Consider the following 25,681-nt stretch of genomic DNA (forward strand, 5'->3'; position numbering starts at 1 on the left):
CCACGGCGCGGTCATGCGATAGCCGCTGTTGACCGCGTTGTTGTAGATGAACATGGGGTACTGGATGGCCTCGTAGACCTTGGCGTAGTGGGCCAGCACCTCGTCGTCGAGATGGTCGAAGTAGTACGGCGGCACCACGCCCACCACGTCCGCGCCCTGGTCCTTGGCGTCCTTGGCGAGGTCGATGGTGGTGGGGGTGTCGGCCGTGCCCGCGTGGATCACCACCGGGATGCGCCCGGCCACCCGGTCGATGACGAGCTTGGCGGTGCGCTTGCGCTCGTCCGGCGTGAGCGCCGGCCCCTGGCCGAAGGTGCCGAGCACGAACAGGCCGTGCACGCCCGTTTCCACGTAGAACTCCGTGAGGGCCAGCACCGCGTTCTCGTCCACCGCGCCGGTGTCGGTGAACGGGGTCGGCAGGGGGATGTACATTCCTTTCAGACGTTCCATGGACCTCTCCTCTCGGATCGCACAAATTTCCTGGGTGTACTCCGCTGCCGGCAAGAAGGATCCGGGTGCGCGGCCGCCACTTGTGACGCAGGACTCTAGACGGGGTAATAGGCCAACGGCCACGGGGTGTCAACAGAGCGGGGACGGTGGATGGGAACCCTGCGCGGCTATCCGCGCCTTTCCTGAGACAGGTTGAAGCTCACGATGATCCGATCGGCGTCCTTGCCCTTGGCCTTGGAACGATTCGGATCCACGCTGTGGTACAGCCAACTGGGGAAGATCAGCATTCTGCCGGCCACGGGCTTGTACTGGACCTTGGTCCAGCAGCTTCGCGAGCGCTTGGCGTCGGGGATGTATTCGGCGGGAGTCATCAGGTTCTGGGTGCGCGGATCGATGAACTCGATTCGACCCGCGTTCCTGGGTGCCTGGACGTAGTAGACGCCGCTCCAGAGGCAGCCGGGATGGATATGGGCCCGGTTCGAGCTGCCCGGTGGATTGATGATCGACCACATGGTGCCGATTCTCAGTCGATAGGACGTGTGGTATCCCAGCTCGCGGCACATCATGGCCGCGGCATCGTCGACGTGTTGAACCAATCCCCCGAACGTGACGTCCTTGTGCAGCTTGACGTGGCTGTGCCAGCTCCCCAGCTCCGGGAAGATCGACCTGCGCACCCCTGTTCTGTCCCGTTCCCGTTCGGCGTAGATCGCCTCGAGCAGGTGGGCGTTCAGGTTCTCGCTGTCCGGAACATCCAGAGAGAAAATGAGCGTCGGAAAATGTTGTGCCACCTTGAGGGCGTCTTCGGACACCGTAGTCACCTCTTCACCAGCGCAGCCGATAGGCCACCCCGATGCGCCAACTGCTCGCACCGGGTTCGTGTTGCGTGTCCAAAGTATGCGCCACCTGGATCACACCCCGCCCCTGACCAAACGGAGCCTCGTGAGTGACGGCCAACTCAAGCTCCCGGCCCTCGGGCGCCAGTGACAGCTTCGCCCTGTCGTAGGCGGGAACGCCGTCCCTCAGCCCTGCCAGATAAGTGAACGTCGCGTCGCCCGATTCGGCTCGAAGAGGCTGCGACAACGCGATCCGCGACCAAGGGCCGCGACCGCGTTCTCCCCGCTCAAGACCGAAATCCCACGCCGACAACACGTGAGCGTCGATGGCGAGCATGGCGCCGGGCTCGTGGAAGACTTGCCCCAAGGCCAGTGTCGCCGAGGTTCTCAAGGTCCACGCATCATGCAGTTCGATCCTGGTGTTTCGTCCCACCCACGCCGTCATCGACCGGACTCCACGGCCGAAGGCGCCGGAAACGCCGCTCCCCTGCCAAGAGGCCGAATCCCCAAGAAAGCCCCATCTGAATCCGTCCGACGGCGACCGCTCCAGGCCGAACCTGTTTGCGCCCAACAGCAGGCGTACGCCGCGGTCATCCGCCGGCCCCGCGATTGTTCCCGGAGAGAACCCGAGATGCAGTTGCCCGCCTCCTTCATCGTCCGGCCCGAAAAAGCCGGGAATCGGCGAGACCCGATCGTCCATCGGCCGGATGTATGCCACGGGCGATGACCAGAACGGTGCTCCAAGGCTATCGAGGAACGCCACTTCCACGCCCCGAGACGCCAGTCGCCGGCCGAGGTTCCCTATGGCGGACGGCACGCGGGCCGCGGAGCGCAGGGCGGCCGCACTCACCGACGGGGTACCCGTCGTCGTGCTCCCCACGGGCTGCAACGCCGCCTCGATGTCGAGCAGCCCGGCGCCGTAAATCTCGAGCTGAGCATACCGCCCGCTATTGTCGGCCGTATCCACAACCCGCTTCACGATTGCGCTGTTTCCGAGCTGCCCCCGAAAATGCTCCATGAGCAGCGCAATCGTACCGCTTACCACGGGCGCCGCGAATGACGTCCCTTCGATCTTGTGAAAGACGTGTCCCCTGCCGGCATTGCCGGCCGCGTTCACCGTCCCCGGCGCCGCCAGACAGAAATGCCGTCCCCAGCGCTCTACGTCCCAATCCGAGGGAAGCGCCCCGCAGAAATTGGTGTAGGCCGCATGGCTGCCGTCTTGATCCACCGCCATCACGGACAACTGATGCCCCCGCACGTGCGGCTCGTGGTAGGGAAGGTTCGCCCCCAAACCCGAGAACTCCTCGCTGTCGTTTCCCGCCGCGTAGACCACGACGGTACGCTCGTCGGGGTGCCTTTCCGTTTGCATGAAGGCGCGCCACGTTCTGGGTAGAATCTGGCGCAGGCGGTCACCCCACCACGCCGTCTCGTCCTCCAGGGCTTTCTGAATTCCGGCCGGATCGAACACGCCGATTCCGAAACTGCGGTTGATGATGTCGTAGTGCGCGTAGTCGTCCATGACGGCCTTCGCCATCGTGGAATCCACCTCCTCGCGTTCCGAAGAGGACATCACCGCGATTCTGTCCAGAACGCCGCGAGAGACGTTCTCCCCCGCGCCCCCGTCGGATGCAAACCTTCTCGCGACAGGGATGATCGTAGCGCCTGGTGCAATACCGAAGTCGCGGCCCGCGGCAACCGAGGCGACGGCGGTGCCATGACGATCCTCGCCCGCGGCATGGGGAAACTCCGACCATCGATCGGGGCTGCCTTCCTCGTAGTGATCGTTCCTTACGAACCACCGCTCTCCGTCCCCGGGCCAACCATTGGCGTTCACGGCTGCCTGTACCGTCTGTATGCGGAGAACGTCGTGTTCGGAATCGTACGAAAACACCTTGCAACCGAGCGCCGCGCGCTCCGTCTCGCCGGCACCCTCGCACTGCCTTGCATCCGAGGAAGGGTCGTCTGCATCCGGTACGGGATGCGTAAGCACGGCACCGTCGAAGGAGACTCGCCCCGCGAATTCGGGGAGCGTGTAATTCACGATATCGTCCTCGATGGCGATCCGCACACCGGTTCCCGTCAGTCCCTTCGCATACGCGTGATGCACGCCGACCATTTCCAGCACACGGGGCTGAAAGATGCTGAAGCGTTCAGTCGTCAGGGAATCGTCGGCCGAGCAGGTACCAGTCAGGCATTCCCTTATCGCATCCCTTATCCCGAACCGATCCAACTCAGCCTCCAGATCGTTGCTCAATTGCTCGACCACGATCGTCGCGTGCTCAAGGACGTTCTTCGCCTCTGCCAGTTCAGAGACCCTGCGCTCATATTCGCTTCTCAGGAAAAGCTGATCCCTGAAGGTGTCAAGGACATCGGACCAGCTCGCGCCGGGTTCGTCGCCGTTTTCGGTGGAGGAGCTTCTGAGAAAGGACACGATTGCGGCCCTGAAAGCTTCCTCACCGGTCGTCAGAGCCTCTCTCGCATTTGCCAGAGCTTGATTGGATTCTTCAACCGCGGTCTCCGCCTGCTGAAGTGCCTGTTGCTTTTCGATTAGAGTGGCCCCGTCGGCGCGGTTGTTGTTCTCGTCCCCCTCATCGCCCTCGTCGCCTTCATCGCCCTCATCCCCCTCATCACCCTCGTTATTCTCGTCTCCTTCATCACCCTCATCGCCCCCGTCGCCGTTGCTCTCGTCCCCCTCATCACCCTCATCGTTCTCATCGCCCTCGTCACCTTCATCGTTCTCGTCGCCTTCATCGTTCTCGTCGTTCTCGTCACCTTCATCGCCTTCGTCGTTCTCGTCGCGTTCATCGCCCTCATCGCCGCCATCATCATCGTCGTCATCATCATCGTCGTCGTCGTCATCATCGTCATCATCGGCGGCGTAGGGACCACCATTCACGCTGGCACGAGCCTCTGGAACGAGGTGAAACGGGATCCTCTCGCTCAACATTCCGGCCCTCAGCACCAGACACAGCGAGATCAGGGTGCTGATCAGGACCGACGCCATCCAGCGCAGAATGGCTGGTTCGCCGTCGAGCGGTCTCTTTTTCGACATCATGGTGTCCTCCCGCAAGGGTTTTGTCTCTCGGGGAAGAAGTGACACCAAGTAACTGGGGTGCCGCATCGCGCGTTTGTGATAACAGGCGCCGCATATGGCAAACGGCATACAAAATCGGCTTCTTAAACGTGTGATATATGCGGCACCTCCGCGCGTTGGCTGGCGGGCCGGTTCGTCCCTTTGAAAGGGACTCCCGGTAGTGGTAGGGTGGTCAACACCAGCCCAAAGGCCCGACCGTCTCCAGGAACGAAAAGAGACCGCTCTTGAACGACCTGTTCAAAGGAGTGCCCAAGCGACGGATGCTGGCGTTGGCGATGCTGACGTTGGCGATGGTGTTCTTCGCCTACGACCTGATCGTGGATGCGCTCTTCGAGGGCGAGTTCGGGTCACCGCATTTCGTCATCGAAGCCTTTGTTTTTGCTGCGGTTTCGTGGACACTGGTCGTCAATCTGAGGGACCTCATCGGCCTGCGCGCACGTCTGGAGCAGGAGCAGAATCGAAACAAGTTGCTCGCCGGGGAACTCGCCACCGGCATCGAAGATCAAATGGACGCCTGGCGGCTCACCCGTAGCGAGAAGGAAGTCGCGTGGCTGATTATCAAGGGTTTCCGCTTCGCGGAAATCGCGGATTTGCGTGGGGTCAAGGAAAACACGACCCGACTACAGGCGAGCGCGCTTTATGCGAAAGCCGGGGTAAGCGGTCGGGCGGAATTTGTCGCCGAGATCGTCCATCAGTTGCTCATGCCCATTACCGAAGATGAACTGCGCGAGGGGACGGCGAGGATCCGCGTCTCTCCGACAGAAAGCCCATCCGGCGGCGCCGGTTTGGCGACGGATGACCCGCAAGAGGACGCGAGCACCGTAAGGAGAGCGACGCGACACTAGTGTCTAGTGTCCTGGTGACTCCCGCGGGAATCGAACCAGACCGCTAACGCTGCGCCGTAACCTCGATCTCGATGAGCTTGCCCAACGCCGAGTAGCCCTCCACGAAGGAGCACTCCGTACTTTCGGCGGGCACTCTCGCGGCCTCGTGAAACGCCTGCCGTAGCGCCGCCGGGTCTTCCTCCTGGTGGAGGAAGAACGACACCCGCACCACCTGTTCCCATGACGTTCCGGCGTGCTCCAGGGAGCCGCCGATGCGGCCGCAGATCTCGCTCACCTGCTGAGGAAGGTTGCCGGTGGTGGTGGTGACACCGGAGAGGAAGACGCGTCCCTCCAGATCGAGATAGCGCAGCGGCACGATGGGCGGGTCGTATTCCACGAGCTCCTTCCCGGCGCCGGAGCGCATGGCGATGAAGTCCAGCGCCACGCTGGCATCGGAATCGATGTGCGCCGGCGCGATGTAGCTGGAGCTGGCCGAGCGCGCCTTGCCGCTCAATCGCCGGGAACGCGCTTGGCTCCCGAGGTTGCGGCTCTCCCGGTCCCGCGCCCACAGGCGCGTACGCACCGTGTCGTCCAGGGACACACCCAGCCTCCCGATGCCCTCCGCGATGCGGTCGAGGATCCCGTCCACGCCCGCGTCGCCGGCCGCGCCGGCGGCGCCCTCGCAGGAAACCGCGACGCATTCGCGGCCGAGCCACTCGAAGGATTTCATGTGCATGGCGTCACTCCTTTTGCCTGGTCCGATCAGGGCGGGTCACGACACCGGGGTGTCGAAGAAAGCCAGCGTGCGCACCTCGATGCTCTCGCGCGCCGGCGCATCCGGCGGGGCCGTGGGGTCGTCGAACGAGGTGTGGGCCGTGAAGCGGGCGCGGCCGTCCTTGTCCGAGTCGAACACCTTGAAGACGATGGCCTCGTTCCGGGCCATTGCCGGGAAGTAGAACCAGCGGTGATCCGGGCTGTACTTGATCTGGTAGGTCTCGCCGATGCGCCCGGGGTAGCTGCGCTGGGACGCGATCAACTCCTCGGCGCGCAGGCTGCGGGCGTCGGCGATGGCCAGCGGATTGGTGCGCACCGGGTTCCGGGTGGGCCGCCACACCTGGATGATGGCGAAACGTCCCTGAAGCAGGCGCTCCGCCTCCTCCTCCGGCAGGAGGTCGCGCACGCGCTTGGGCGCCGACCACTCCGTGTAGTCGTTGTGCACGGAGCGGTTGGGCTCTCGCACCTTCCGTTCCGCGCGGATGCCGTCGTCCTGGGCACGGAGCGTGTGGTCGAAGATGACCACCCGTGATGCGCCGCTCTCGCGTTTCACCAGCGCGTCGATCTCCGGGTAATAGACGGACCGAAGTTCGTCTTCGTCGTAGAAGTCCTTGACTTGCGTGTCGTGCCGCACCAGGACGAACCCTTCGCGCTCCAGGGACAGCTCGTCCGCGATGGCGCGCCCGTTGTGGATGACGGTGCGATGCGGGTCGTGCTTCCCGGTGCGCAGCACCGGCGTGCTGTTGAGCACGGCCGTGTGGGTGACGGGCTTGACGCCCGTGTCCACCGCGTAGTTGAGGATTGTTTCGACCGAATCCAGCGGGGCCTCTGCCGTCTCCATCCGACTCATTCGCGCACCTCCATCGTGCTGGGTTGTCGCTCAACGCGGATGGTATCAGCCCGGTACCGCTTCGACAACGGTCGGCGGGAGGCCCTCCGGGAGGGCGGCGGCCCGCTTCGCGCGCATTGACAGCCAACGGTCCCTTGGCTAACGTTCCGTTCGTACAGGCCGCGGCAATGCCGGCCCCGACGGAACGCACCCGGCGCGGGCCGGGTCCCGGCGGCGCGGCCTTCGAAAGGAGCCCGTAATGGCACGCGAGTACAACGTCATTTCGGCCGACGGCCATATTGACCTCAACCCCGACATCTGGCGCGACCGGGTGGCCGCGTCCATGCGCGAGCGCGCGCCCAAGCGGGTCAAGATGCCCAACGGGTCGGACGCGGTGGTGGTGGACGGCGGCGAGCCCAACACCATCGGCGTCACCCGGAGCGTCCGTGTCAACAAGGAAGACATGGCCACTCAGGTGCCCACCTTCGAGTCCTGCGCCGGCACCGGGCCGCCCGCGCAGCGGCTCGAGGAGCAGGACCGGGACGGCATCGACGCGGAGGTCGTGTTCTCGCAGATCTCCTTCGTGCTGGAGCAGGCCAAGGACCGCGAGCTCTATTGCGAGCTGGTGCGCGCCTACAACGAGTTCCTGGGCGAGGAGTACATGGCGCCGGCGCCCGACCGCATCATTCCCATGGGCGTCATTCCCACCAGCGGCATCGACGACGCGGTGCGGGAACTGGAGCACTGCGCCAGGCTGGGCCTCAGGGGCGTCAAGCTCGACAAGTTCCCCAGCGGCCGCGGCTACCCCACGGACGAGGACGACCGTTTCTGGGCCGCGTCCCTGGACTTGGGCGTCGCCCTGACCAACCACAACACAGGCAACATGGGTTCCGGCAAGGGCGGTGAGCCCGCGTTTCCGTACGAACGCCGGCCCGGCCCCGACGTGCATGTGAAGGAGCCCATGAACTACTTCTTCCGCTTCACCAACGACGCCATGGTGGGTGCGGTGCAGATGGCCTTCGCGGGCGTGTGGGACCGCTTCCCCACCCTCAAGATGTACTGGGCCGAGACCATGATCGGGTGGTTCGAGTACGGCCTGTGGCAGCTCGACGACCACTACCAGCGCTACATGCCCATGATCCACCAGTTCTGGGGCCTTCATTACCTGGACAGGAAGCCCAGCGAGTACTTGCGGGAGAACAACTACTGGGGTTTCCTGCACGACCCCATCGGCATCAAGCGGCGCGAGTGCATCGGCTACGAAAAGCTCATGTGGGCCACGGACTTCGCCCACGCCGCCAGCGAGTACCCCAACTCCATCCCGATAATGGAAAGGGACTTCGAGGGCGTGCCCGCCCACGAGAAGCGGGCGATGCTGGTGGACAACTGCGTGAAGTATTTCGGGCTGGATGCGTGAACGTGCCGCCCCCACCCCTGGATCCCCGCTTCCGGAGGGATGACGAATCGGGGGTCGGGCACATGAAGGAGTTGCCGTGAACGACGTCGGCACCACCCACGAGGACCTGGAGAAGTACCTGGCCGGCCACCACATGGTGGGAGCGGGCCTGCGGCGCGAGGGCATGGCGCCGCCGCGCACGGGCGTCACCGGCGCCCACTGGCGCTGGGAGGGGATCTACAAGGGTCTCATGCGCTCCGGCGAGATCGTCACCGTGGGGCCCAACGGCATGACCGGCATGCGCTCGGTCACGGGCATCGAGGCCACCCGCTTCCCCATCTGGATGAACGTGCAGATCCTCATGCCCGGCGAGCGCACCCAGGGACACCGCAACACCCGCAGCGAGACGCGCCTGGTGTGCGAGGCGCCCAGGGAGGCCGCGTTCGTGTGCGAGCACGAGGCGTTCCCCATGGAGCGGGGCGACGTCATCATCAGCCCGTCCTGGACCTACCACGACCACTGGAACCAGGGCTCCACCCCCGCCCTCTACGTCGACGGCTACGACAACGGCTACAACGGCGGGGTGAACCTCAACGAGCGGCTGCCAGTGGACAACCCCTACCAGGAGATCCACAAGCCCGACCGCTACGGCGTGCGCACCCGCGGCCTGGCGCGCCCCATGGCCCACGGCCGGCCGTATCCGCTGCCGCCCATGCGCTATCCCTGGGCCGAAACCCGCGCCGCCCTGACCGCCTTGCAGGAAGCGGGCGAGGAAGACCCTTGCGAGGGTGTCCACCTGATGCTCGCGAGCCCGGTGGACGGCGGCCCCACGCTCCCCACCATCGCTTGGCACGCGCAGCTCCTGCGGGCGGGGCAGACCACCCTGAGCCACCGGCACAACAGCAACACCTTCTACCACGCCTTCGAGGGCGAGGGCGCCGTGGTCATCGAGGGCGAGCGGCTGGAATGGAGCCAGGGGGACATCTTCGCCGTGCCCGCGTGGACATGGCACCATCACGAGAACGGGCACCAAGGCGACTCCATCCTGTTCTCCATCGATGACTGGCCCGCGCAGACCAAGCTCGGCTTCTACACCAAGGAGACCGCGCCGGCCGACCGCCAGGACGGGTAGAGGGCGCGCGACAGACCGAAAAGGGAGACCATCCATGGCGAACCCCAAGCTCCGTCTCGGCTTTCGCGAGCCCGAGGTGGACACCAACCGGCCCTTTGTCGACGGCACCGTCCAGGTGGAGGGCTTCGACCTGGAGATCAGCGACTTCCACGGCCCGGAGACCATCGACGCCTGGGACGCGAGCTTCGGCGGCCTCATGCGCACCAAGAGCAAAGGCAACCATCCCTACGTCTCGATCCCGGCGTACCCCAACCGCAAGTTCCGCATCGCCTACATCTTCGTGAGCACCGCCTCAGGCATCGACGGCCCCAAGGACCTGGAGGGGAAGCGCGTGTACGTGAGCAGCACCGCCGGCGTGTGGGCGCGCGGCGCGCTGCAGAATTACTACGGCGTGGACCTGACGCGTGTCCGCTGGTGCATGCCCCACCCCGAGGCCGAGAGCTGGGGCGAGGGCATCCAGGTGGAGCCCCTGCCGCACATCTCCGGACCGGAGGCCGAGCCGCTGGACGAACTGCTGCTTTCGAACGAAGTCGACGCGGTCATCGAGCCCAACGTGCTGCCGTCCGTCAGCCGCCGCGACCCGCGCGTCCGGCGCCTGTTCCGGGACTACAAGAACGAAGAGCTGAACTACTACAAGGCCACGGGCATCTTCCCCATCAGCCACATGGTGACGCTCAAGCAGGACTTCGTCGACCAGTACCCGCACGCGCCGGTGGCGCTCCTGAAGGCGTACCGCCAGGCGCGCGACGTGGCCATGGACCGCCTTTACGGCGCCGACCCCGAGGTACTCATCACCTCCTGGGTGGCCGCCGCCATCGACGAACAGCGCGCCGTCATGGGCGAAAACTACTGGTCCTACAACATCCAGGACAACGTCACCTCGCTGGAAGCCATGATGACGTTCGCGCACCAGTTCGGCCTGACGCAGGAGAAGCTCGATTACGAGGACTTCTTTCACCCGGAGGCGGCCGCGCTGGAGGGTGTGTAACCACACAAGGAGACGAACATGAGTGAAGTCGTCAACACCGACGATCCGCGGCTCGATGAGCTGCACCGCATCATGGCGGAGAACTCCCTGGCGGGGCACTGGCAGCCGCGCCAGCCCATGCCGGAGCTGAAACCGCACCTGTGGCGCTGGCCGGTGATCTACTCCTGCCTGATGGAGTCCGGCGAGGTCGTGAAGCTCGGGCACATCGACGAGGCGGCCAAGCGCCGCACCGTGCAACTCGTGAACCCCGGCCTCACAGCCTTCAAGTCCACCACCCGCACGATCCAGATGTCCATCCAGCTCGTGAAGCCCGGCGAGCGGGCCGAGTGCCACCGCCACACCGCCGCGGCACTGCGCTTCGTGGTCGAAGGCGACGGCACCGGCTACACCACGGTGGAAGGCGAGGAAATGCACATGGAGCCCGGCGACTTGGTGCTGACCCCGAGCTGGACCTGGCACGACCACTACAACCAGGGCGAGAACAACATCGTGTGGCTGGACGTCCTCGACGTCCACCTCATGAACCAACTGGACGCCAACTTCCACGAGAACTACGGCGAGGGACCCGCGCAGCCGGTCACCAAATCCGAGGGCTACAGCCGCCACCGCCTGGGCGCGGTACGCCCACTCACCGAGAGCCCCGGCAACCGCGCCCTCCCCTACACCTACAAGTGGCGCGACACCCTCCCCGTGCTGGAGCAACTGGCGGAAACCGCCGACGGCGACCCCCACGACGGCATCCTCCTGCAGTACGCCAATCCGGTCACCGGCGGGCCCACCATGCCCACCATCGACTGCCGGGTACAGTGGCTGCGGCCGGGGGAGGAAACCCGCCCCCATCGCCATACCAGCAGCACCATCTACCACGTCATGCAAGGCGCCGGCGCCACCGTGGCAAGCAAGGACAGGGACAACGGCAACCCCATGGCCTGGACCGAGCAGGACTGCTTCGTGATCCCGTCGTGGCACTGGCACCACTTCCGGAACGAATCCCGAACCGAGCCCGCGATCCTGTTCTCGGTAACCGACCGCCCGGTGCTGGAGAGCCTGAACCTCTACAGCGAGGAAGACGCTTCCTGACAGCCCGTAACGCAAATCACAAGCGCGGAGAGAGCCGCGCGGCAGGCGTCCCGGAAATCCCTCAATGCTTGACGCCATAGGCCAGGCCAGCATCCACATCCTCGACCCGGTGCACCTCTTCATGTTGTTCGCCGGGACCTTCCTCGGCCTCATGCTCGGAGTCATCCCCGGAATCGGCGGCGTCACCGGGCTGGCGCTGCTGCTTCCTTTCACCTTCGACATGGACGCGGTCTCCGCCTTCGCCTTCATCATCGGCATGCTGGCGGTGACCACCACTTCCGACACCATCCCGTCGGTGCTGTTCGCCGTCCCCGGCACCGTGGGGTCCCAGGCCACCATCATCGACGGCCACGCCATGGCCAAGCGCGGCGAGGCCGGCCGCGCATTCGGCGCCGCCTTCACCGTGTCCGCCATGGGCGGCATCTTCGGCGCCCTGGTGCTGACCCTGTCGATCCCGATTCTCAGCCCGCTGGTGCTCACCTTCGGCTCGCCCGAGTTCTTCATGATGGCCGTGCTGGGCGTGTGCATGGTGGCCAGCCTCAGCGGCTCGGCGCTGATGAAGGGCGTCATCGCCGGCGGCTCCGGGCTCCTGCTCGCCACCGTCGGCACCGACCCCATCCTGAGCGTGGAGCGCTGGACCTTCGACCAAGTCTACCTGTGGGACGGTTTCCACGTGGTGCCCATCTCCCTGGGCCTGTTCGGCCTGGCCGAGATCACCGACCTGCTGGTTTCCGGCAAGAGCATCGACTCGGGCGCCCTGGGCCGGCTCAAGGGGCGCTGGGAGGGCGTGCGCGACGCCTTCCGGCATTGGTGGCTGGTGATCCGCTCGGCCACCCTGGGGGTGTGGATCGGCATCATCCCCGGCCTCGGCACCCTGGTGGTGGACTGGTTCGCATACGGCCACGCCCTGCACACCGAGAAGAACCCCGACAACTTCGGCAAGGGCGACGTGCGCGGCGTCATCGCGCCGGAGAGCGCCAACAACGCCAAGGACGGCGGCGGCCTCATCCCGACCCTGGCGTTCGGCATCCCCGGCAGCACCAGCATGGCGCTGTTCCTGGGCGCCATGGAGATCCAGGGGCTGACCCCCGGCCCCGAGATGCTCAACCAGAACCTCGACGTGATCTTCACCATCGCCTGGAGCCTGGCCCTGGCCAACATCATCGGCACCGGCACCTGCTTTCTCTTCACCGACCACCTGGCGCGCATCGCCACCATCCGCGCCCAGCTACTGGCGCCGGTGCTGCTGGTGATCATGTTCCTGGGCGCGTTCATGGCGCGGCGCCACATCGCCGACATCATCTTGTTCCTGTTCTTCGGCCTGCTGGGCTGGACCATGAAGCGGCAGGGGTGGCCGCGCCCGCCTCTCATCATCGGCTTCGTGCTCGGCTCCACCGTGGAGAAGTACCTCTACATCTCGATCCTGACCTACGGCTGGGCCTGGATGTCACGCCCCTGGGTGATCGTGCTGGCCCTGCTGATCGTCGCCGCGCTGGCGGCGCCGGCGATCCGGCAGTACCGCGACCGGGCCGCCGCCGGCGCAAACGGCTGAGTCCATGCAAAAGGCCGTCTCGCTGCTGTTCGACGGGTTCTTCCTGGTGCTGCTGGCCGCGGCCGTGGCCACGGCCTGGGATTGGCCCTTCGCCACCCGGCTCTTTCCGCTGACCATCGCCATTCCGGTGCTGCTGGTGGCCGCCGCGCAGTTCGGCAAAGACGCGTTCTTCAAGGGCGATACGGACGAGGCCGGCGAGCCGCGCGAACGCATCCGCGATATCGAGGTGGACCGCTCCGTACCCATGCACCTCGTGGTGCAGAGGGCGGGGACCTTCTATCTGTGCGCCCTGGGCTTCCTGGCCGCGATCCTGCTCATCGGCTTCAAGCTGTCTGTGCCCCTGTTCATGGTGTTCTATTTCCGGCGCTTCAGCCGTGCCGGGTGGACCGTGACGCTGATCCTGACAGGACTCTTGACGGGGTTGGTGCTGGGCCTGTTCGACGCCGTCCTGCACGTGGCGTGGCCGGACAACCTGCTGGACTATCTCATCGGGCGCTGGGCGACATGAGACGGCGTCCTTCGACTTCGCTTCGCTACGCTCAGGACGAACGGGGGAACCACAATCGGAGGGAACCCAAACCGTTCGTCCTGAGCGTAGCGAAGCGAAGTCGAAGGACGGCCATTCATCCGGCAGACTCGTGGTAGAGGCCCCTTCGTTGACATCTTCCCTGCGACGCGCTTATAGGAAAGCACGGGTTGTAACGCGAATCAGACCAACGACCATACAAACCAGGAGGGTTTCCATGAAGACGAGAATGACCTGGACATGGCTGACTTTAACCATCACCTGCGTCGTGCTCCTCGCCGCCCAGGCCGGCGCGGCGGACAGCGCCGCGGACTTCTACAAGGGCAAGCGCATCACCATGCTGGTGCAGTACTCCCCCGGCGGCACCTTCGACATCCGCGCCCGCTGGATGGCGCGGCACCTGCCCGAGGTCACCGGCGCCCGGGGGGCCATCGTGCGCAACCTGCCGGGCGGCGGCGGGGTCGCCGGCTACAACCGGCTGTTCCGGCTCCCGCCGGACGGCCTGACACTGCTTACCGCGCACACCAAGCTGGTGGCCTTCGACCTCTTCAAGCAGAAGGGGGTGAAGTACGACTACGGCAAGTTCGGCTACCTGGGACGGGTGATTCCGACCAACACCGCTCTGCTGTTGCGCAAGGATTTTCCGACGGACATTGCAGAACTGCGCAAGCTCAAGCGCATCCGCATCGGCGCCTCCTCTCCCTTCAACGAGGGCATGATCGCCGAGATGTTCGGCCTGCCCATCACCATCGTGCCCGGCTACGGCGGCTCCTCGGAACGCATGGCGGCCATCGCGCGCGGCGAGCTGGACGCCACCACCGCGGCCGTATCCACAGGCCTGAGGTTCAAGGACCGGGTTAACATCGCGTTCACCTTCGCCAAGGACCCGCGCACGCCCGACGTGCCGTCGCTGGCGGAGCTCGACGCCAAGGAGCCGTGGCGCAGCTACGCGCTGTCGTTCTCCGACATCTTCGGCACGGTCGTCACGACTCCGGGCGTGTCCGAGGCCAAACGGCAATTCCTGAGCGCCTCGCTCAAGAAAATCACGACGTCAGAGAAGGCGCAGAAGGAGGCCGGCAAAATGAAGCTCGTGGTGGAGTGGACCGGCCCCGACGAGCTCAAGAAGGCGCTGAAGCCGTTCCTGGAACTCACTCCCGACACCACCAAGCGGCTCAAGCACGTCATCGAGCGCAAGTACGTGGGCAAGCTCCAGTAGGGAGCGGGAACGGCCGCGACACGACGGAGCCAACCATGGAGATCAAGTTCGGACTGATCAGCGCGGATTCCCACAGCGGCTTCGACCGCGACGCCTTCACCTCGCGCATGTCCGCGGCCAAGTGGGGCGAGCGCATCCCGCAAGTGCGGGAGGTGGAGGAGAACGGCCGCAAGGTGGACCGCTGGTGCGTCTACGGCAAGCCCCGGGGCGACCACGTGGGCAATTGTCCGGCGCTCATGGGCGAGCCCTTTCCCACCTACCCCCAGCACTGGGAAGAGATGCCCGTGATGGGGTACGACCCGGCGGAGCGGCTCAAGGCGCTGGACGCCGACGGCGTCGATGCCGAGGTGCTGTTCCCCAATCCTCCGGGCGGCACGTTCTTCGAGTGCGGCGACCCGGAGTTCGAACTGGACGTGGTGCGCGCCTACAACGACTCCCTGGCGCAATGGACCGCGGTGAGCGACCGCTACTTCCCGGTGACCATCATCCCGTACCTGAGCGACCCCGGGACCATCCGGCGGGAGATCGAACGGGCCACCGCGGCCGGGCACCGGGGCATCAACCTGCAGGGCGAGACGCCGGGCTCGTTGCCCCACCTCACGGATCCCTATTGGGATCCCATGTGGGACGCGTGCCAGAGCCTGGACGTGCCGGTGCACTTCCACGGCTCATGCGGCCTCTCGGCGGGCCGCTCCACGCGCTTCTGGCACGGTTACTCCCAGCGCCAGGGCCACTCGGCCATGACCGCCACCTCCGCCACCACGCCGGCGCAGATCATTCCGCACCTGGTCTTCAGCGGCGTCACCGAGCGCTTCCCGCGCCTCAAGTTCGTGTTCGCCGAGGCGGGCATCGGCGGCCTCAACTACGTGCTGGCCGCCTGCGACCACGAGTGGGAAACCCGCCACCTCTGGACCGAGGGGCTGAGCACGCGTCCCAGCGAGGCGGTGCGGCGGCAGATGTTCACGAACTTCTGGTTCGAGAACGAAGGCATCAAACTGCGCCACGACATCGGCATCGACAACCTCATGTGGGAATCGGACTTCCCCCACGTGACCGCCTTCTACCCGCGTTCCTGGGAGGCGGTGGAAGACGTGCTCCAGGGGGTCTCCGCGGAAGACCGCCGCAAGCTGCTCTACGAGAACGCCGTACGCGTCTACCGCATGGACGCGGTGGTGCGCGTGGCGGAACGCGGCACGGAGCCCGTGGAAGCGCACCCATGAGCCCGGGGCGCGATTTCGTCAGCGTCGACGACCACGTCCAGGAGCCGCCCGACCTGTGGACCAGCCGGCTCTCCCGGAGCCGGTTCGGCGACCGCGTCCCGCATCTCGAACGAGACGCCGGCGGCGCCGAGCGCTGGGTGGTGGACGGCAAGCCGCTCCTCGGCGGCAAGGTGGCGTCGGCCGGGGCGCTCATGCCCGACCGCAACCACGAGCCCCTCTGCTGGGAGGAGGTGCCCGCCGCCGCTTGGTCGCCCGCCGAGCGGCTCAAGGCCATGGACGCCGCGGGCGTCGCCTATTCCGTGCTCTTCCCCACCGTCGCCGGCATGGCCGGAGAAGCCTTCGGACAGCTCGATGACCCCAAACTTGAGACCGCCTGCGTCCAGGCCTACAACGACTGGCTGTTGGAGGAGTGGGCTTCCGCCAGCCCGCGCTTCATCCCCCAGTGCATCGTGCCGATCTGGCCGCCCGAGGCCGCGGCCGAAGAGATGCAGCGGGCCGTGGCCAAGGGACACCGGGGGATCGTCTTCCCGGCCCTGCCCATGCACCTCCGGGACGTGCCGCACGTGAGCGACCCGGAGTACGATGCCGTTTGGAGCGCGTGCGAGGAAATGGGCGTGCCGGTGGCGCTGCACGCCGGCGCCTCGACGGAGTTGATGTACCCGGCGTACTCCGGGCTCGCCCCGGCCCTGTCCGAGGCGGTGGATGCGGTGACGCGGCCGATGTCCAGCGTCTACGTGCTCTCGCTGCTGTCGTTCTCGCGGGTACTGCTGCGCCATCCGCGCCTGCGGCTGGTGTTCGCGGAGAGCGCCCTGAGCTGGGCCATGCTGTACATGGAATGGGCCGACCACCAGTTCGAGCACGACGGCTTGGCGCGCGAAGGCTACGAGCTCAAGCCCTCGGAGATGTTCCAGCGCCAGTGCTATCTGACCGCGTGGTTCGACGAGATCGCGCCGTTCGTGGGCTACCTAGGGGAAGACCACATCCTGTGGTCCACCAACCTGCCGCTCACCACCTCCACCTGGCCGCGCACGCGCGAGACCGTGGAGCGTTGCTTCCGGGGCGTCGCCGACGGCGCACGGGAGAAGATCCTGTGGAGCACCGCCGCCGGGCTTTACGGCATCGACGCGGCGAGGTCGGCGCCAACGGGCCGCGATGACGCGTAGGGGCGGGTTTCAACCCGGCCGCGCCCGATTCCGCACGCGTTTCGCGATTGATAGACGGGCATTCTTGGGAGTATAGTTCCACCAACGCAGGATTCACCGCATCCAGTTTCAGTCAAGGAGGTATCTCATGTTGACCGCAAAGGACGTGGGCGGAGTCATGGGCATGATGCCCGCTTTCGCCACCGACGACGCAACCGACATCAACGCGACCCGGACCGTCGCCGTGGACAACCTGGCCGAGGGAGTGGACCGGATCATCAAGGACGGCATCGACGTCATCTCCACCACCGGCACCTACGGCGAGTGCTACAACCTGTTGTGGGAAGAGTTCCGGACCATCACCACGGCGGCGGTGGACACGGTCAAGAAGCGCGTGCCGCTTTTCATCGGCGTCACGAGCCCGAACCCGCGGGAAGTCGTGCAGAAGATGAACTTCGTCAAGGACACGGCCGCGGACGGGGTGCTCCTGGGCGTGCCCTACTACGAGACGCTGCCGGTGGACGATGCGATCCGCTTCTATCATGACATCGCCGACCTGTTCCCGACCCTCAACATCCTGATCTACCACAACCCCGGCAACCACAAGTTCACCCTGCCCGTGGGAGCGTTCAAGGAGTTGGTGAAGAAACCCAGCATCGTCGGCATGAAGGACAGCCACCGGACCACCACCGCGTTCATGAACCTGCAGCGGATCACCCAGGGCCGGATCAGCGTGTTCGTGAACCAGACGCAGTTCTATCCCTACTACGGCATGGGCGCGGCCGGCTGCTGGTCCACCGAGGTGTGGATGGGCCCGTGGCCGATCCTGCACCTGCGGAACCTGGTCAGGCGCGGCGAGAACGACAAGGCCGCCGAGATCATCGCCGACATCAACGTCGCCAGCCAGGGCAAACCCGTGCCGGGCGAGGGCTTCAAGCGGCCCGCCGAGTACGCGGACTACTGCAAGGTGGGACCCACCCGGGTGCCGTTCCTCAACTTCCCGGACAACCAGATCGACCGGGCGAAGAAGCGCGCCGCCCACTGGATGGAGATGAACAAGCGCTACCGTCCGCTGGTGGAAGCCGAGAACGGGCGTAGCGCGGCATAATTTCACGTGAGCTGGCGGGGGCGGCCTGTTGCCGCCCCCGGTCAACCCTTCAAACCACCCCAAACCGAAGAAACCGGAACCGGAGATCGAAACCTGAAATTCTCCCGCGGCGCGCTCGTCCATCGCGGCTTCCGCTCGCTGTGTCTGGCGATTCTGGCCACGTCCTTCGGCTTCTACATCCAGCGAACCATCGAGCTGTGGCTCATCTACGAGATGACCGGCTCTGCGTTTTACCTGGGGCTCACCGGACTGGTACGCGGGATTCCCGTCTTCGTCCTCTCGCCGTTCGGAGGCGTCCTCGCCGACCGCATCGACCGCCGCCGGTTCGTGATCCTGGTGCAGGCCGGCAACGGGATCGTGAATGCCGCGGTGGCGTTCCTGGCCATCACGGGACGGATCGAGGTCTGGCACATCTACTTCTCGGGCTTCATGAACGCGTCGTTGAACGCCCTGGGGGCGCCCGCCCGCAATGCGATGGTACCGGGCCTCGTGCCGCGGGAAACCCTCTTGAACGCCCTTTCGTTCACGGCGATGAGCCGAAAGATGTCCCAGCTTACAGGGCCCGTCCTGACCGGCTTGCTCATCGTCTGGCTCGGCTCCGGTTTGACCTATGCTTTCAACGCCTGCGTCTATTTCTCGGCGGCGTTGCTGGTGGCTGCGATCCGATACGTGTCGGACGTGTCCGGCGTCCGCGAGTCCCCTTTCCGGAGCCTGATGGAGGGTTTCGCATTCGTTCGCCGGGAAACCGCGGTATGGGTCTCGCTCGCCATGGAGCTCATTACCGTATACATCGGGAGCCACCGCGCCCTGCTGCCGATCTTCGTGGCCGCCCTCGGCGCCGGCGCCGAAGGCTTCGGCCTCCTTCTATCCGCCGCCGCTGGTGGCTCCCTTCTCGGCGTCGCCATGATCATGTCCCTGGGCGACCTCCGCTACAAAGGGGTTTGGGTGGCGTTCAGCCTCTTCATCTATTCCGCCGCTCTCGCGGTGCTGGCGCTGTCGGGCTGGTTTCTGCTGGCCATGGCCGCGGTGTTCCTTCTGGGCTTCTTCGAAGCCATTCAGATGGTGCTCTGCAACGCCATCGTCCAGACCACGACGCCCGACAGATTGAGAGGACGGGTTCTGAGCTTCCAGCGGATGATGGGCGTGGGCGGCATGAGCCTGGGGGAGGCCCAGTCGGGCTTCGTCGCCGCGTTTCTGGGCGCCCCCCTGACCCTGATCGCCGCCGCCGCCGTCTGCGTCGGCACCACTCTGGGGCTCCTGACATTCAAGAGGGAGATACGGAAGGCAGACCTGTGACCGGCTCGCCCGTCCTTGTTGCCAGCACACGCCGTGTGGCACATTGGCGGCGAAAGAACCCTTTTGTTTCACTCGACAGCCTCCACCGCAATCAAGGAGATACGGCCATGATGGTTTGCCCCTACGACGACGATCGCTTGCTCTTGATCCTGCAGGTGGACCACTCCCGGGTGACCGGATGGTTGGCCTCCCATTGGGGCAATGACGAGTTCGCACGGCCCGCGCCGTACGCCGCCATGGTGTTGGCGGCGCAGGAGCACGACACCGGGTGGTGGGATTGGGAGATCAAGCCCCAACTCAACGAGGAAGGCCACCCGCCCGACTACATCGGCAGCATCAAGCACCTCGGACTGGACGTGTGGCTCGCGTTCTACCGGAACGGCATCACCCGGCTGGCGGAGCAGGACGCCTACGCGGGCTACATCGTCTCGCTGCACGCGGAGGCGCTCCTGACCCAGGGGAAGGGGCTGCTCTCCTACATGCCCGACTACACGGTGCACGAAGAGGTGCGTGTGTTCCTGGAGGAGCAGGAACGCTACCGCGCGGGGCTCATGGCGCGGCTGAAGGCGTCGCCGGAGTACCGGGACTGCGTGACGGATGAGCAGCTTTGGACGAACTTCAAGCTGATGGAGATCTACGACCAGATGGGACAGTTCGTCTGCAACCGGTATCCGTTCAACGCCACCGACCGCAAGAACGGTCCCAGTTCCACGCTGAGCGGCATCGCGGCGCCGGTGAGGCCGGGGTGCGAGGACGCCGTGTTGAGGTTCGACATCCGGGACGAACGGAACGCCGTGGTTACCCCCTACCCTTTCGACGTCGATCCGTTGCCGGTGTCATTCCAGGGACGCTTGGTCCCGAACCGGTGCTACGAGAGCCAAGCGGAGTTCCTGGCGGAGTATTACGGGGCTGAGCGGCTGCCGATCAGCTACACGCTGTGTTCGGGCTAGCACCCCACCGCCCCTGGATTCCCGCTTCCGCGGGAATGACGGTTCAGGGGGTTGTTGCCTTTCTCAGATGGGGTATTAACACAGCCGTTCCGCGGGAATGACAGTTCTTCTCTTGCGCTTTGAAAGGAGGCCCGACCATGTGGTACCTCGTGCTCTCTCGTTCCCTTCCCGAGAAGGAAGAACTCAAGCAACGCAACTATGACGATCACCGGGACTGGCTGGAGCAGCAGCATCGCGCCGGCCGCCTGCTGTTCTCGGGGCCGACGTCCGACCGGGCCTACGGAATCTACGTCATGCTGGCGTCAAGCCTGAGCGAAGCCGAGGCCCTCGCGGGCGAGGATCCTCACCACGCCCGCGGAATCCGAACCATGGAAGTCCTGGAATGGGCGCCGCACCGGGCATTCCGCATGGACGGAACCACCATCGCCGACGTGGAGGCCATGGCGACCGGGAACGGACCGGCCTTATAAGGTTATCTGGGACGCAGGACGCTAACGCCGGCCGCGACGGTCGGCCCGGTCGTGGCGATGATGCCGGTCACGCCGATCAGCCCGGTCGTGCCTGCGGAGCCGGTCATGCCGGTGAGGCCGTTCACGCCGGTGCAGCCGGTCGTGCCGGTCTGCACGATCGTGCCGGTGGAGGCGGTCGTGCCGGTGAGGTCGGCCGCGGCGGTGCAGCCTGTCATGACGACGCGACCGGTCATGTCGATGGTACCGGCGCGGCCGGTCGTGACCGATCCCGTAGAACAGGATGATGGACGCCGCCCGGTAGTACGGATACGGGCGAGGATGAGGGAAGTGGTGGCGGTGATCCTGGTAAACGCGGGCATGGACCGGCTTGGGCGCGACGGGTTGGAGCCAGACTCCGGCCGCCGTGCGGCAGCGCGTGCTCCAGACCTGGGCCTGCCGGTTGTCGATGATGACTGCGCGTTCGAACTTGCGGCAGTCCTGGCCCGCCGCATTGCGGTAGGTCAGCGTCGGGGTGACCGTGCCCCAATGGCCGGTCTCGGCGTTCTCCCAGATTTCGGCCTCCCCGGTCCTGTTGAACTCGAGCGCGTTCTGAAGCGACTGCTCCTGATGACGCCGATCGGCATCGGACAGCAACGCATCAGGCGACGGCGCGCCCGCCCATGCCGCGCTCATACAGAGCGCCAGCGCAACCGGAACCGCGAACGCGGTGACTAGACGCTTCATGAGACCACCCCCATGCCATGAGTGTGCCGTGGCTGCCTCCAAACCGTCTTCAATTATACGCCCCGGAGTGCCGCCCCACAAACCACCGGCACGAATTTCTCGGACAAGACGCTAGCGTCCGTCACGCTCCATCGCCGCCAACCGTTCCCGTGCCTTGGCGGCGAATGAACTGTCGGGATGGTCGCGCAGGATGCGGTTGTAGAGCTTGCGCGCGTGCTCCTTGTTGTTCTGCACCTCCTCGAACTGCGCGGTCTCGAACATCTCCTCGCCCCCGTCGCCGCAGCCCGCCAGGGGCAGCACCAGCGTCAAGACCAGCAGCACGCGGAGACAGGTCACGCGAATCGCTTCAAACGTCGTCATCGTATTTCACTCCATGTGTGTCGCTCAATTAATTCCCAATTTGACAGGAACCCGCGACTGTGGCGAACTGAACGCCGCATCGTTATCCATTGGAACCCGGCCTTGAGCGCGGAGGGACAGACCATGCCGATCATCGACGCGGACGCCCACGTGGTGGAAATCGACGAAACCTGGGAATACCTCGGACCCTCCGAGCGGGAGTACAAGCCCGGCGTGGTCTACGAGAGGCTGGAGAACGGCGAGACCCTCAAGTACTGGGTCATCGGCGGCAACAGGGTGGGCACGCCGTGGCCCGGGGGCGGGGCGCGCAGCGACGCCATCACCGGCACCTTCATCGGCAACGTGCCGCTGGACCTCAAGGCCAAGTACATGCTCGACGTGGACGCCCGGGTGGCGCACATGGACGAGTTGGGCACCGACGTCCAGGTGCTCTTCCCGACCCTGTGGGTGCACCCGCTCACGGACCGGCCGGCGGTCGAAAACGCCCTCTGCTGGAGCTACAACCGCTGGATGGCCGACATCCATTCGCGGGGGCACGGCCGCTTCCGCTGGGCCTGCGTGGCGTCGCTGAGCGACATTCCGGAGGCGCGGCGGCAGATGCGTTTCGCCCGCGACCATGGCGCGGTGGCGGTGAACATCTCCGGGCTCGACTACCGCAACCGGCTCATCAACGACCCCGACTTCTTCCCGCTCTACGAGGAGGCCAGCGACCTCGACATGCCCGTGTGCATCCACTCGGGCACCAACAGCCCGGACATGGACCGGGTCTGGGGCAAGCCCCTGTGCGGCTACCAGCGCAACAAGTTCGTGGGGCTCGGCGCGTTCCACCTGCTGATCATGTCGAACCTGCCCGACCGCTTCCCCAAGCTCCGCTGGGGCATCATCGAGCTGAGCGCGGGCTGGCTTCCCTACCTCGTCAACGACCTGCGGCGCCGGGTGGAGCGGCGTGGCGGCAAGCTCAAGGAGCGCATCCTGGCCGACAACAACATCTGGGTAGCGGCCCAGATGAACGACGACCTGGAGCACGTCATCAAGTACGTGGGCGACGACCGCCTGGTGATGGGCACCGACTACGGCCACGCCGACTCCTCCACCGAGATCAACGCGCTACGGTTGCTGCAACAGCACGAGTTCCTCGCGCCCGAGAGCGTCGCGCGCATCCTCTACGACAACCCGGTGGAGCTGTACGCGCTGTAGACCGGAAACAATCGATCTCCGTCACTCCGGCGGGGCTTGGCGCGTCGCCACCAAGCGCACCAGGTCGGACACGTTGTCCATCCCGTCGAGGTCTCGCAAGAGCGTGACGAAACGTTCCTGAGTCGCTTCGTCCAGGCGGCCCGCGGCACAGTCGCCGAATTTCCTCGTAAGCTCGTCCCAGGTGAGCGGGTTGTCGGGACCGCCGCGATAGTGTTCCTCGGACTGCTGCCTGTAGGTGCGGCCGTTCTTCGTCGTGAGCTCGATGGCGAACACCACCTTGTCCTTTCCCAAGGCATCGATGGCCGGGGCGACTTCCGTGACGAACTTCCGTTGCAGGTCCTGGCACGGGGCCGAGCGCACGAAATCGTCCGAGAACTCCGCCCGTCCGGCCTTGCGCCGAAGGATGATCGCGGCCATCTGGAACGGCACGCAAGGGCTTCGGCCCCGAAAGTGGTCGCTTCTTCCTTTCCGCCCACGCCCCGCACATAGGTTCGAACGATGCGCGCGCAGGGCTCGGTGGAGCCCGCGAGAATGACCGCCGTGCCGTCGAGGACGCAACGCTTGGCCATCTCGATGGCCTCGGCCGGAAACGCGGCAAACGACGTGTCCACCACGTACTCCGCGATCTGTCGCGTTACCCCGACGGCCCCATGGTCGTTCACCTTCACCCCCTTACGTCTCTCCGCCGGGGCCGGGCGGCGGGCGCTCCGGTTTACTCCTTCAGGAACTCGATCGACTTGCGGTCATAGACCTCGCCGGCGTCCCACATGAGCATGTGGCAGGCCTTGTCGATGATCTCGAGCCGCAGGTCGGGCATCAGTTCCTTGAGTTTGGCGCACTTCTCGGCCGCCTGGTTGCGGTCCTGCTTGCCGTAGAGCAGCAGCATGGGCGGCTTTACTTCCATCAGCCGTTCCCACAGGCGCGGGCCTTCCCGCTTGGGCTCCACCACCCGCTGCCGTTCCAGGAACGTTTCAAGGTTCCGGCCCACGCTCATGCCGTGGCGCTGCTCCAGCACCTCGGGGGTGATGAGGTCCTTGTGATAGAGGTTCGATTCCAGGAGCTTCCTGGAATCCTCCAGCGTCGGCGGCGCGTCCGTAGACTCGGCGCTGCCGTGGGCCGGCGGCGCGAAGCCCGGCAGCCCCTGCAGCAGGCTGCCGCTGCAGATCACCAGCACCTTGGCCACCCGGTCCGGGTGGTCCAGCGCGGTCTCGACCACGATGCCGCCGGCCTGAGAGTGCCCGACCAGCGCGGCCTCGTCGGCATCGATAGCGCTCATGAATTGCGGCAGGAACCGGGTCCGCCAAGCCAGGGTGTAGTCTTCCGGCGCGTCGGACAAGCCGAAGCCCGGCTGGTCGTAGGCCACCGCGCGGAACCCGGCGTCCGCCAACGGACCCATGTGGCGTTCGAACACGTCCGCGGACGAGCCCAGCGAGGCGCCGTGCAGCATGATCACCGGCGTCCCCGAGCCTTCCTCCAGATAACGAATCTTGAGACCGTCTACCGTGACTTCGCGTTCCATTTATCTATCCTCCATTGACGACGCACTATGGTGCAGTGGCCTGTACCATACTTGAGATGGTCCAGGCCACCCGTCTACCGCCTGGGACCATCCCGCTTCGGTAACCAAACGCTGAAGATTGTACTACAGCGCTGCGACAGGATAAGATTCTGGCTATCCTGGCGGCCGCAACAAGCGTGCCGAGATGGATTCCTGATCTGTCCAGTGGACAAGGCATTGTGTCCCTGAATACCATACATGCTTGGCCTGGATTGACAAGGAACAACGGAGGCACACATGGCAACGGAACTTGAACTGCTCGGGCGCATTACAGTGCGCACAGAAGTCTTCGGCGGCAAACCCATCATTCGCGACATGCGCGTCGCGGTGGAGCACATCCTGGGAATGCTGGCGGCGGGAGATACCCCAGAGACCATTCTCAAGGAATATCCGGTCCTGGAGGCAGAGGATATCCAGGCATGCCTGCTCTTTGCCCACCGCTCACTCACGGGCGAGCAGATACATGAGCGTGTGCCGGTCCGTTGACCATCGTGAAGTTTCTTCTCGACGTTTGCGCCTCATCCCAAAGTCTGCACTCAACGCTGGCCGGCTTGGGCCACGACGTGCTTTCAAGCCTGGAACGAGACCCCTGCGCCACGGATGAAGCGGTGCTCGCGCTGGCGAATGATGAGCAACGGGTGCTCATTACCGAAGACAAGGACTTTGGTGAGTTGGTCTTTGTGCGTCGCCTGCCACATCCGTGCATCATACGCTTCGTTGACATGCCGGTTGCGGAAAAGGTAGCCGCCATGCGCGAATTGCTCGAACGACATGCGGACGCGATGCGGGAAGACACTTTGATCGTGGTGACACGGACACGTGTACGGATACGTTGTCGATAATCCAACGAGCAACCTCGCTGACACGGTCGCCCACGACGACCACACGGCTACCCAGAAATCAGCACAGATCACGCGAGGAAGAGCAACGCCGCCGACGGCGAAAAAGACCCGCAGATTATGCTGC

26 protein-coding genes are annotated in these 25,681 nt (G+C 65.3%); 16 read left to right on the forward strand and 10 right to left on the reverse strand.

Annotated elements, in window-relative coordinates:
• The 3 genes from OXU42_14250 to OXU42_14260 all read right to left on the reverse strand — a co-directional run.
• Positions 1–447 (reverse strand): dihydrodipicolinate synthase family protein (locus OXU42_14250; GenBank protein ID MDE0030552.1); only part of this gene is annotated, 447 nt, incomplete at its 3' end.
• Between the two features lie 167 nt (positions 448–614).
• Positions 615–1,256, reverse strand: coding sequence for a TIGR02466 family protein (locus OXU42_14255; GenBank protein MDE0030553.1), 642 nt, complete (start codon positions 1,254–1,256; stop codon positions 615–617).
• Positions 1,257–1,269: 13 nt separating this feature from the next.
• Positions 1,270–4,335, reverse strand: a complete 3,066-nt coding sequence (locus OXU42_14260; protein MDE0030554.1) for a S8 family serine peptidase — start codon at positions 4,333–4,335, stop codon at positions 1,270–1,272.
• 263 nt (positions 4,336–4,598) lie between these two features.
• On the opposite strand from OXU42_14260, the gene OXU42_14265 reads away from it, so the two are divergent.
• Complete coding sequence (locus tag OXU42_14265; protein ID MDE0030555.1) at positions 4,599–5,219, forward strand: hypothetical protein; 621 nt, start codon at positions 4,599–4,601, stop codon at positions 5,217–5,219.
• 43 nt (positions 5,220–5,262) lie between these two features.
• On the opposite strand, the gene OXU42_14270 is transcribed toward OXU42_14265, so the two are convergent.
• Together OXU42_14270 and OXU42_14275 are read right to left on the reverse strand one after the other, a co-directional pair.
• A complete protein-coding gene (locus OXU42_14270; protein ID MDE0030556.1) occupies positions 5,263–5,934 on the reverse strand; it encodes a RidA family protein in 672 nt (223 codons plus the stop codon).
• 36 nt (positions 5,935–5,970) lie between these two features.
• Positions 5,971–6,822 (reverse strand): CmcJ/NvfI family oxidoreductase, encoded by an 852-nt coding sequence (locus OXU42_14275; GenBank protein MDE0030557.1) that lies wholly within the window; start codon positions 6,820–6,822, stop codon positions 5,971–5,973.
• 238 nt (positions 6,823–7,060) lie between these two features.
• Here OXU42_14275 and OXU42_14280 point away from each other — a divergent pair, with 238 nt between their 5' ends.
• The 13 genes from OXU42_14280 (at position 7,061) to OXU42_14340 (ending at position 20,877) form a co-directional block, all read left to right on the forward strand.
• The gene (locus OXU42_14280) at positions 7,061–8,218 is read left to right on the forward strand and encodes an amidohydrolase family protein (protein MDE0030558.1); all 1,158 of its coding nucleotides are present in this window, start codon (positions 7,061–7,063) and stop codon (positions 8,216–8,218) included.
• A gap of 76 nt (positions 8,219–8,294) precedes the next feature.
• Entirely contained in the window at positions 8,295–9,329 is a 1,035-nt protein-coding gene (locus tag OXU42_14285; protein MDE0030559.1) for a cupin domain-containing protein, read from the forward strand.
• A 34-nt stretch (positions 9,330–9,363) separates the two neighbouring features.
• The gene (locus OXU42_14290; protein MDE0030560.1) at positions 9,364–10,317 is read left to right on the forward strand and encodes a hypothetical protein; all 954 of its coding nucleotides are present in this window, start codon (positions 9,364–9,366) and stop codon (positions 10,315–10,317) included.
• Between the two features lie 18 nt (positions 10,318–10,335).
• Entirely contained in the window at positions 10,336–11,397 is a 1,062-nt protein-coding gene (locus OXU42_14295; protein MDE0030561.1) for a cupin domain-containing protein, read from the forward strand.
• A gap of 64 nt (positions 11,398–11,461) precedes the next feature.
• Positions 11,462–12,949, forward strand: coding sequence for a tripartite tricarboxylate transporter permease (locus OXU42_14300; protein ID MDE0030562.1), 1,488 nt, complete (start codon positions 11,462–11,464; stop codon positions 12,947–12,949).
• Between the two features lie 4 nt (positions 12,950–12,953).
• A complete protein-coding gene (locus OXU42_14305) occupies positions 12,954–13,457 on the forward strand; it encodes a tripartite tricarboxylate transporter TctB family protein (protein MDE0030563.1) in 504 nt (167 codons plus the stop codon).
• Between the two features lie 235 nt (positions 13,458–13,692).
• Positions 13,693–14,691: a tripartite tricarboxylate transporter substrate-binding protein gene (locus OXU42_14310; protein ID MDE0030564.1), complete on the forward strand. Its 999-nt coding sequence runs from the start codon at positions 13,693–13,695 to the stop codon at positions 14,689–14,691.
• Between the two features lie 35 nt (positions 14,692–14,726).
• Positions 14,727–15,911 (forward strand): amidohydrolase family protein, encoded by a 1,185-nt coding sequence (locus tag OXU42_14315; GenBank protein ID MDE0030565.1) that lies wholly within the window; start codon positions 14,727–14,729, stop codon positions 15,909–15,911.
• The gene (locus OXU42_14320) at positions 15,908–17,074 is read left to right on the forward strand and encodes an amidohydrolase family protein (GenBank protein MDE0030566.1); all 1,167 of its coding nucleotides are present in this window, start codon (positions 15,908–15,910) and stop codon (positions 17,072–17,074) included. Before OXU42_14315 ends, OXU42_14320 begins: the two co-directional genes overlap by 4 nt.
• 127 nt (positions 17,075–17,201) lie before the next feature.
• Positions 17,202–18,161 carry a dihydrodipicolinate synthase family protein gene (locus OXU42_14325; GenBank protein MDE0030567.1) on the forward strand — a complete coding sequence of 320 codons (960 nt, stop codon included), beginning with the start codon at positions 17,202–17,204 and terminating at the stop codon, positions 18,159–18,161.
• A 6-nt stretch (positions 18,162–18,167) separates the two neighbouring features.
• The gene (locus tag OXU42_14330) at positions 18,168–19,457 is read left to right on the forward strand and encodes an MFS transporter (GenBank protein MDE0030568.1); all 1,290 of its coding nucleotides are present in this window, start codon (positions 18,168–18,170) and stop codon (positions 19,455–19,457) included.
• 107 nt (positions 19,458–19,564) lie between these two features.
• Positions 19,565–20,407 (forward strand): DUF3891 family protein, encoded by an 843-nt coding sequence (locus OXU42_14335; protein ID MDE0030569.1) that lies wholly within the window; start codon positions 19,565–19,567, stop codon positions 20,405–20,407.
• 137 nt (positions 20,408–20,544) lie between these two features.
• Positions 20,545–20,877 carry a YciI family protein gene (locus OXU42_14340; GenBank protein MDE0030570.1) on the forward strand — a complete coding sequence of 111 codons (333 nt, stop codon included), beginning with the start codon at positions 20,545–20,547 and terminating at the stop codon, positions 20,875–20,877.
• A gap of 21 nt (positions 20,878–20,898) precedes the next feature.
• On the opposite strand, the gene OXU42_14345 is transcribed toward OXU42_14340, so the two are convergent.
• Both OXU42_14345 and OXU42_14350 read right to left on the reverse strand, forming a co-directional pair.
• Positions 20,899–21,600 carry an RT0821/Lpp0805 family surface protein gene (locus OXU42_14345; protein MDE0030571.1) on the reverse strand — a complete coding sequence of 234 codons (702 nt, stop codon included), beginning with the start codon at positions 21,598–21,600 and terminating at the stop codon, positions 20,899–20,901.
• A gap of 111 nt (positions 21,601–21,711) precedes the next feature.
• The gene (locus OXU42_14350; protein ID MDE0030572.1) at positions 21,712–21,960 is read right to left on the reverse strand and encodes a hypothetical protein; all 249 of its coding nucleotides are present in this window, start codon (positions 21,958–21,960) and stop codon (positions 21,712–21,714) included.
• Positions 21,961–22,083: 123 nt separating this feature from the next.
• Between OXU42_14350 and OXU42_14355 the strand changes: the two genes are divergently transcribed.
• Complete coding sequence (locus OXU42_14355; GenBank protein MDE0030573.1) at positions 22,084–23,157, forward strand: amidohydrolase family protein; 1,074 nt, start codon at positions 22,084–22,086, stop codon at positions 23,155–23,157.
• 21 nt (positions 23,158–23,178) lie between these two features.
• On the opposite strand, the gene OXU42_14360 is transcribed toward OXU42_14355, so the two are convergent.
• Positions 23,179–23,586, reverse strand: coding sequence for a hypothetical protein (locus OXU42_14360; GenBank protein MDE0030574.1), 408 nt, complete (start codon positions 23,584–23,586; stop codon positions 23,179–23,181).
• A gap of 283 nt (positions 23,587–23,869) precedes the next feature.
• A complete protein-coding gene (locus tag OXU42_14365; GenBank protein ID MDE0030575.1) occupies positions 23,870–24,676 on the reverse strand; it encodes an alpha/beta hydrolase in 807 nt (268 codons plus the stop codon).
• 276 nt (positions 24,677–24,952) lie between these two features.
• Between OXU42_14365 and OXU42_14370 the strand changes: the two genes are divergently transcribed.
• Positions 24,953–25,201, forward strand: coding sequence for a DUF433 domain-containing protein (locus tag OXU42_14370; GenBank protein ID MDE0030576.1), 249 nt, complete (start codon positions 24,953–24,955; stop codon positions 25,199–25,201).
• 83 nt (positions 25,202–25,284) lie between these two features.
• Here OXU42_14370 and OXU42_14375 read toward each other — a convergent pair.
• A partial coding sequence (locus OXU42_14375) for a hypothetical protein (GenBank protein MDE0030577.1) occupies positions 25,285–25,681 on the reverse strand: 397 nt, incomplete at its 5' end.

The sequence above is a fragment of the Deltaproteobacteria bacterium genome (assembly GCA_028818775.1).
GTDB lineage: Bacteria > Desulfobacterota > Binatia > UBA9968 > JAJDTQ01 > JAJDTQ01.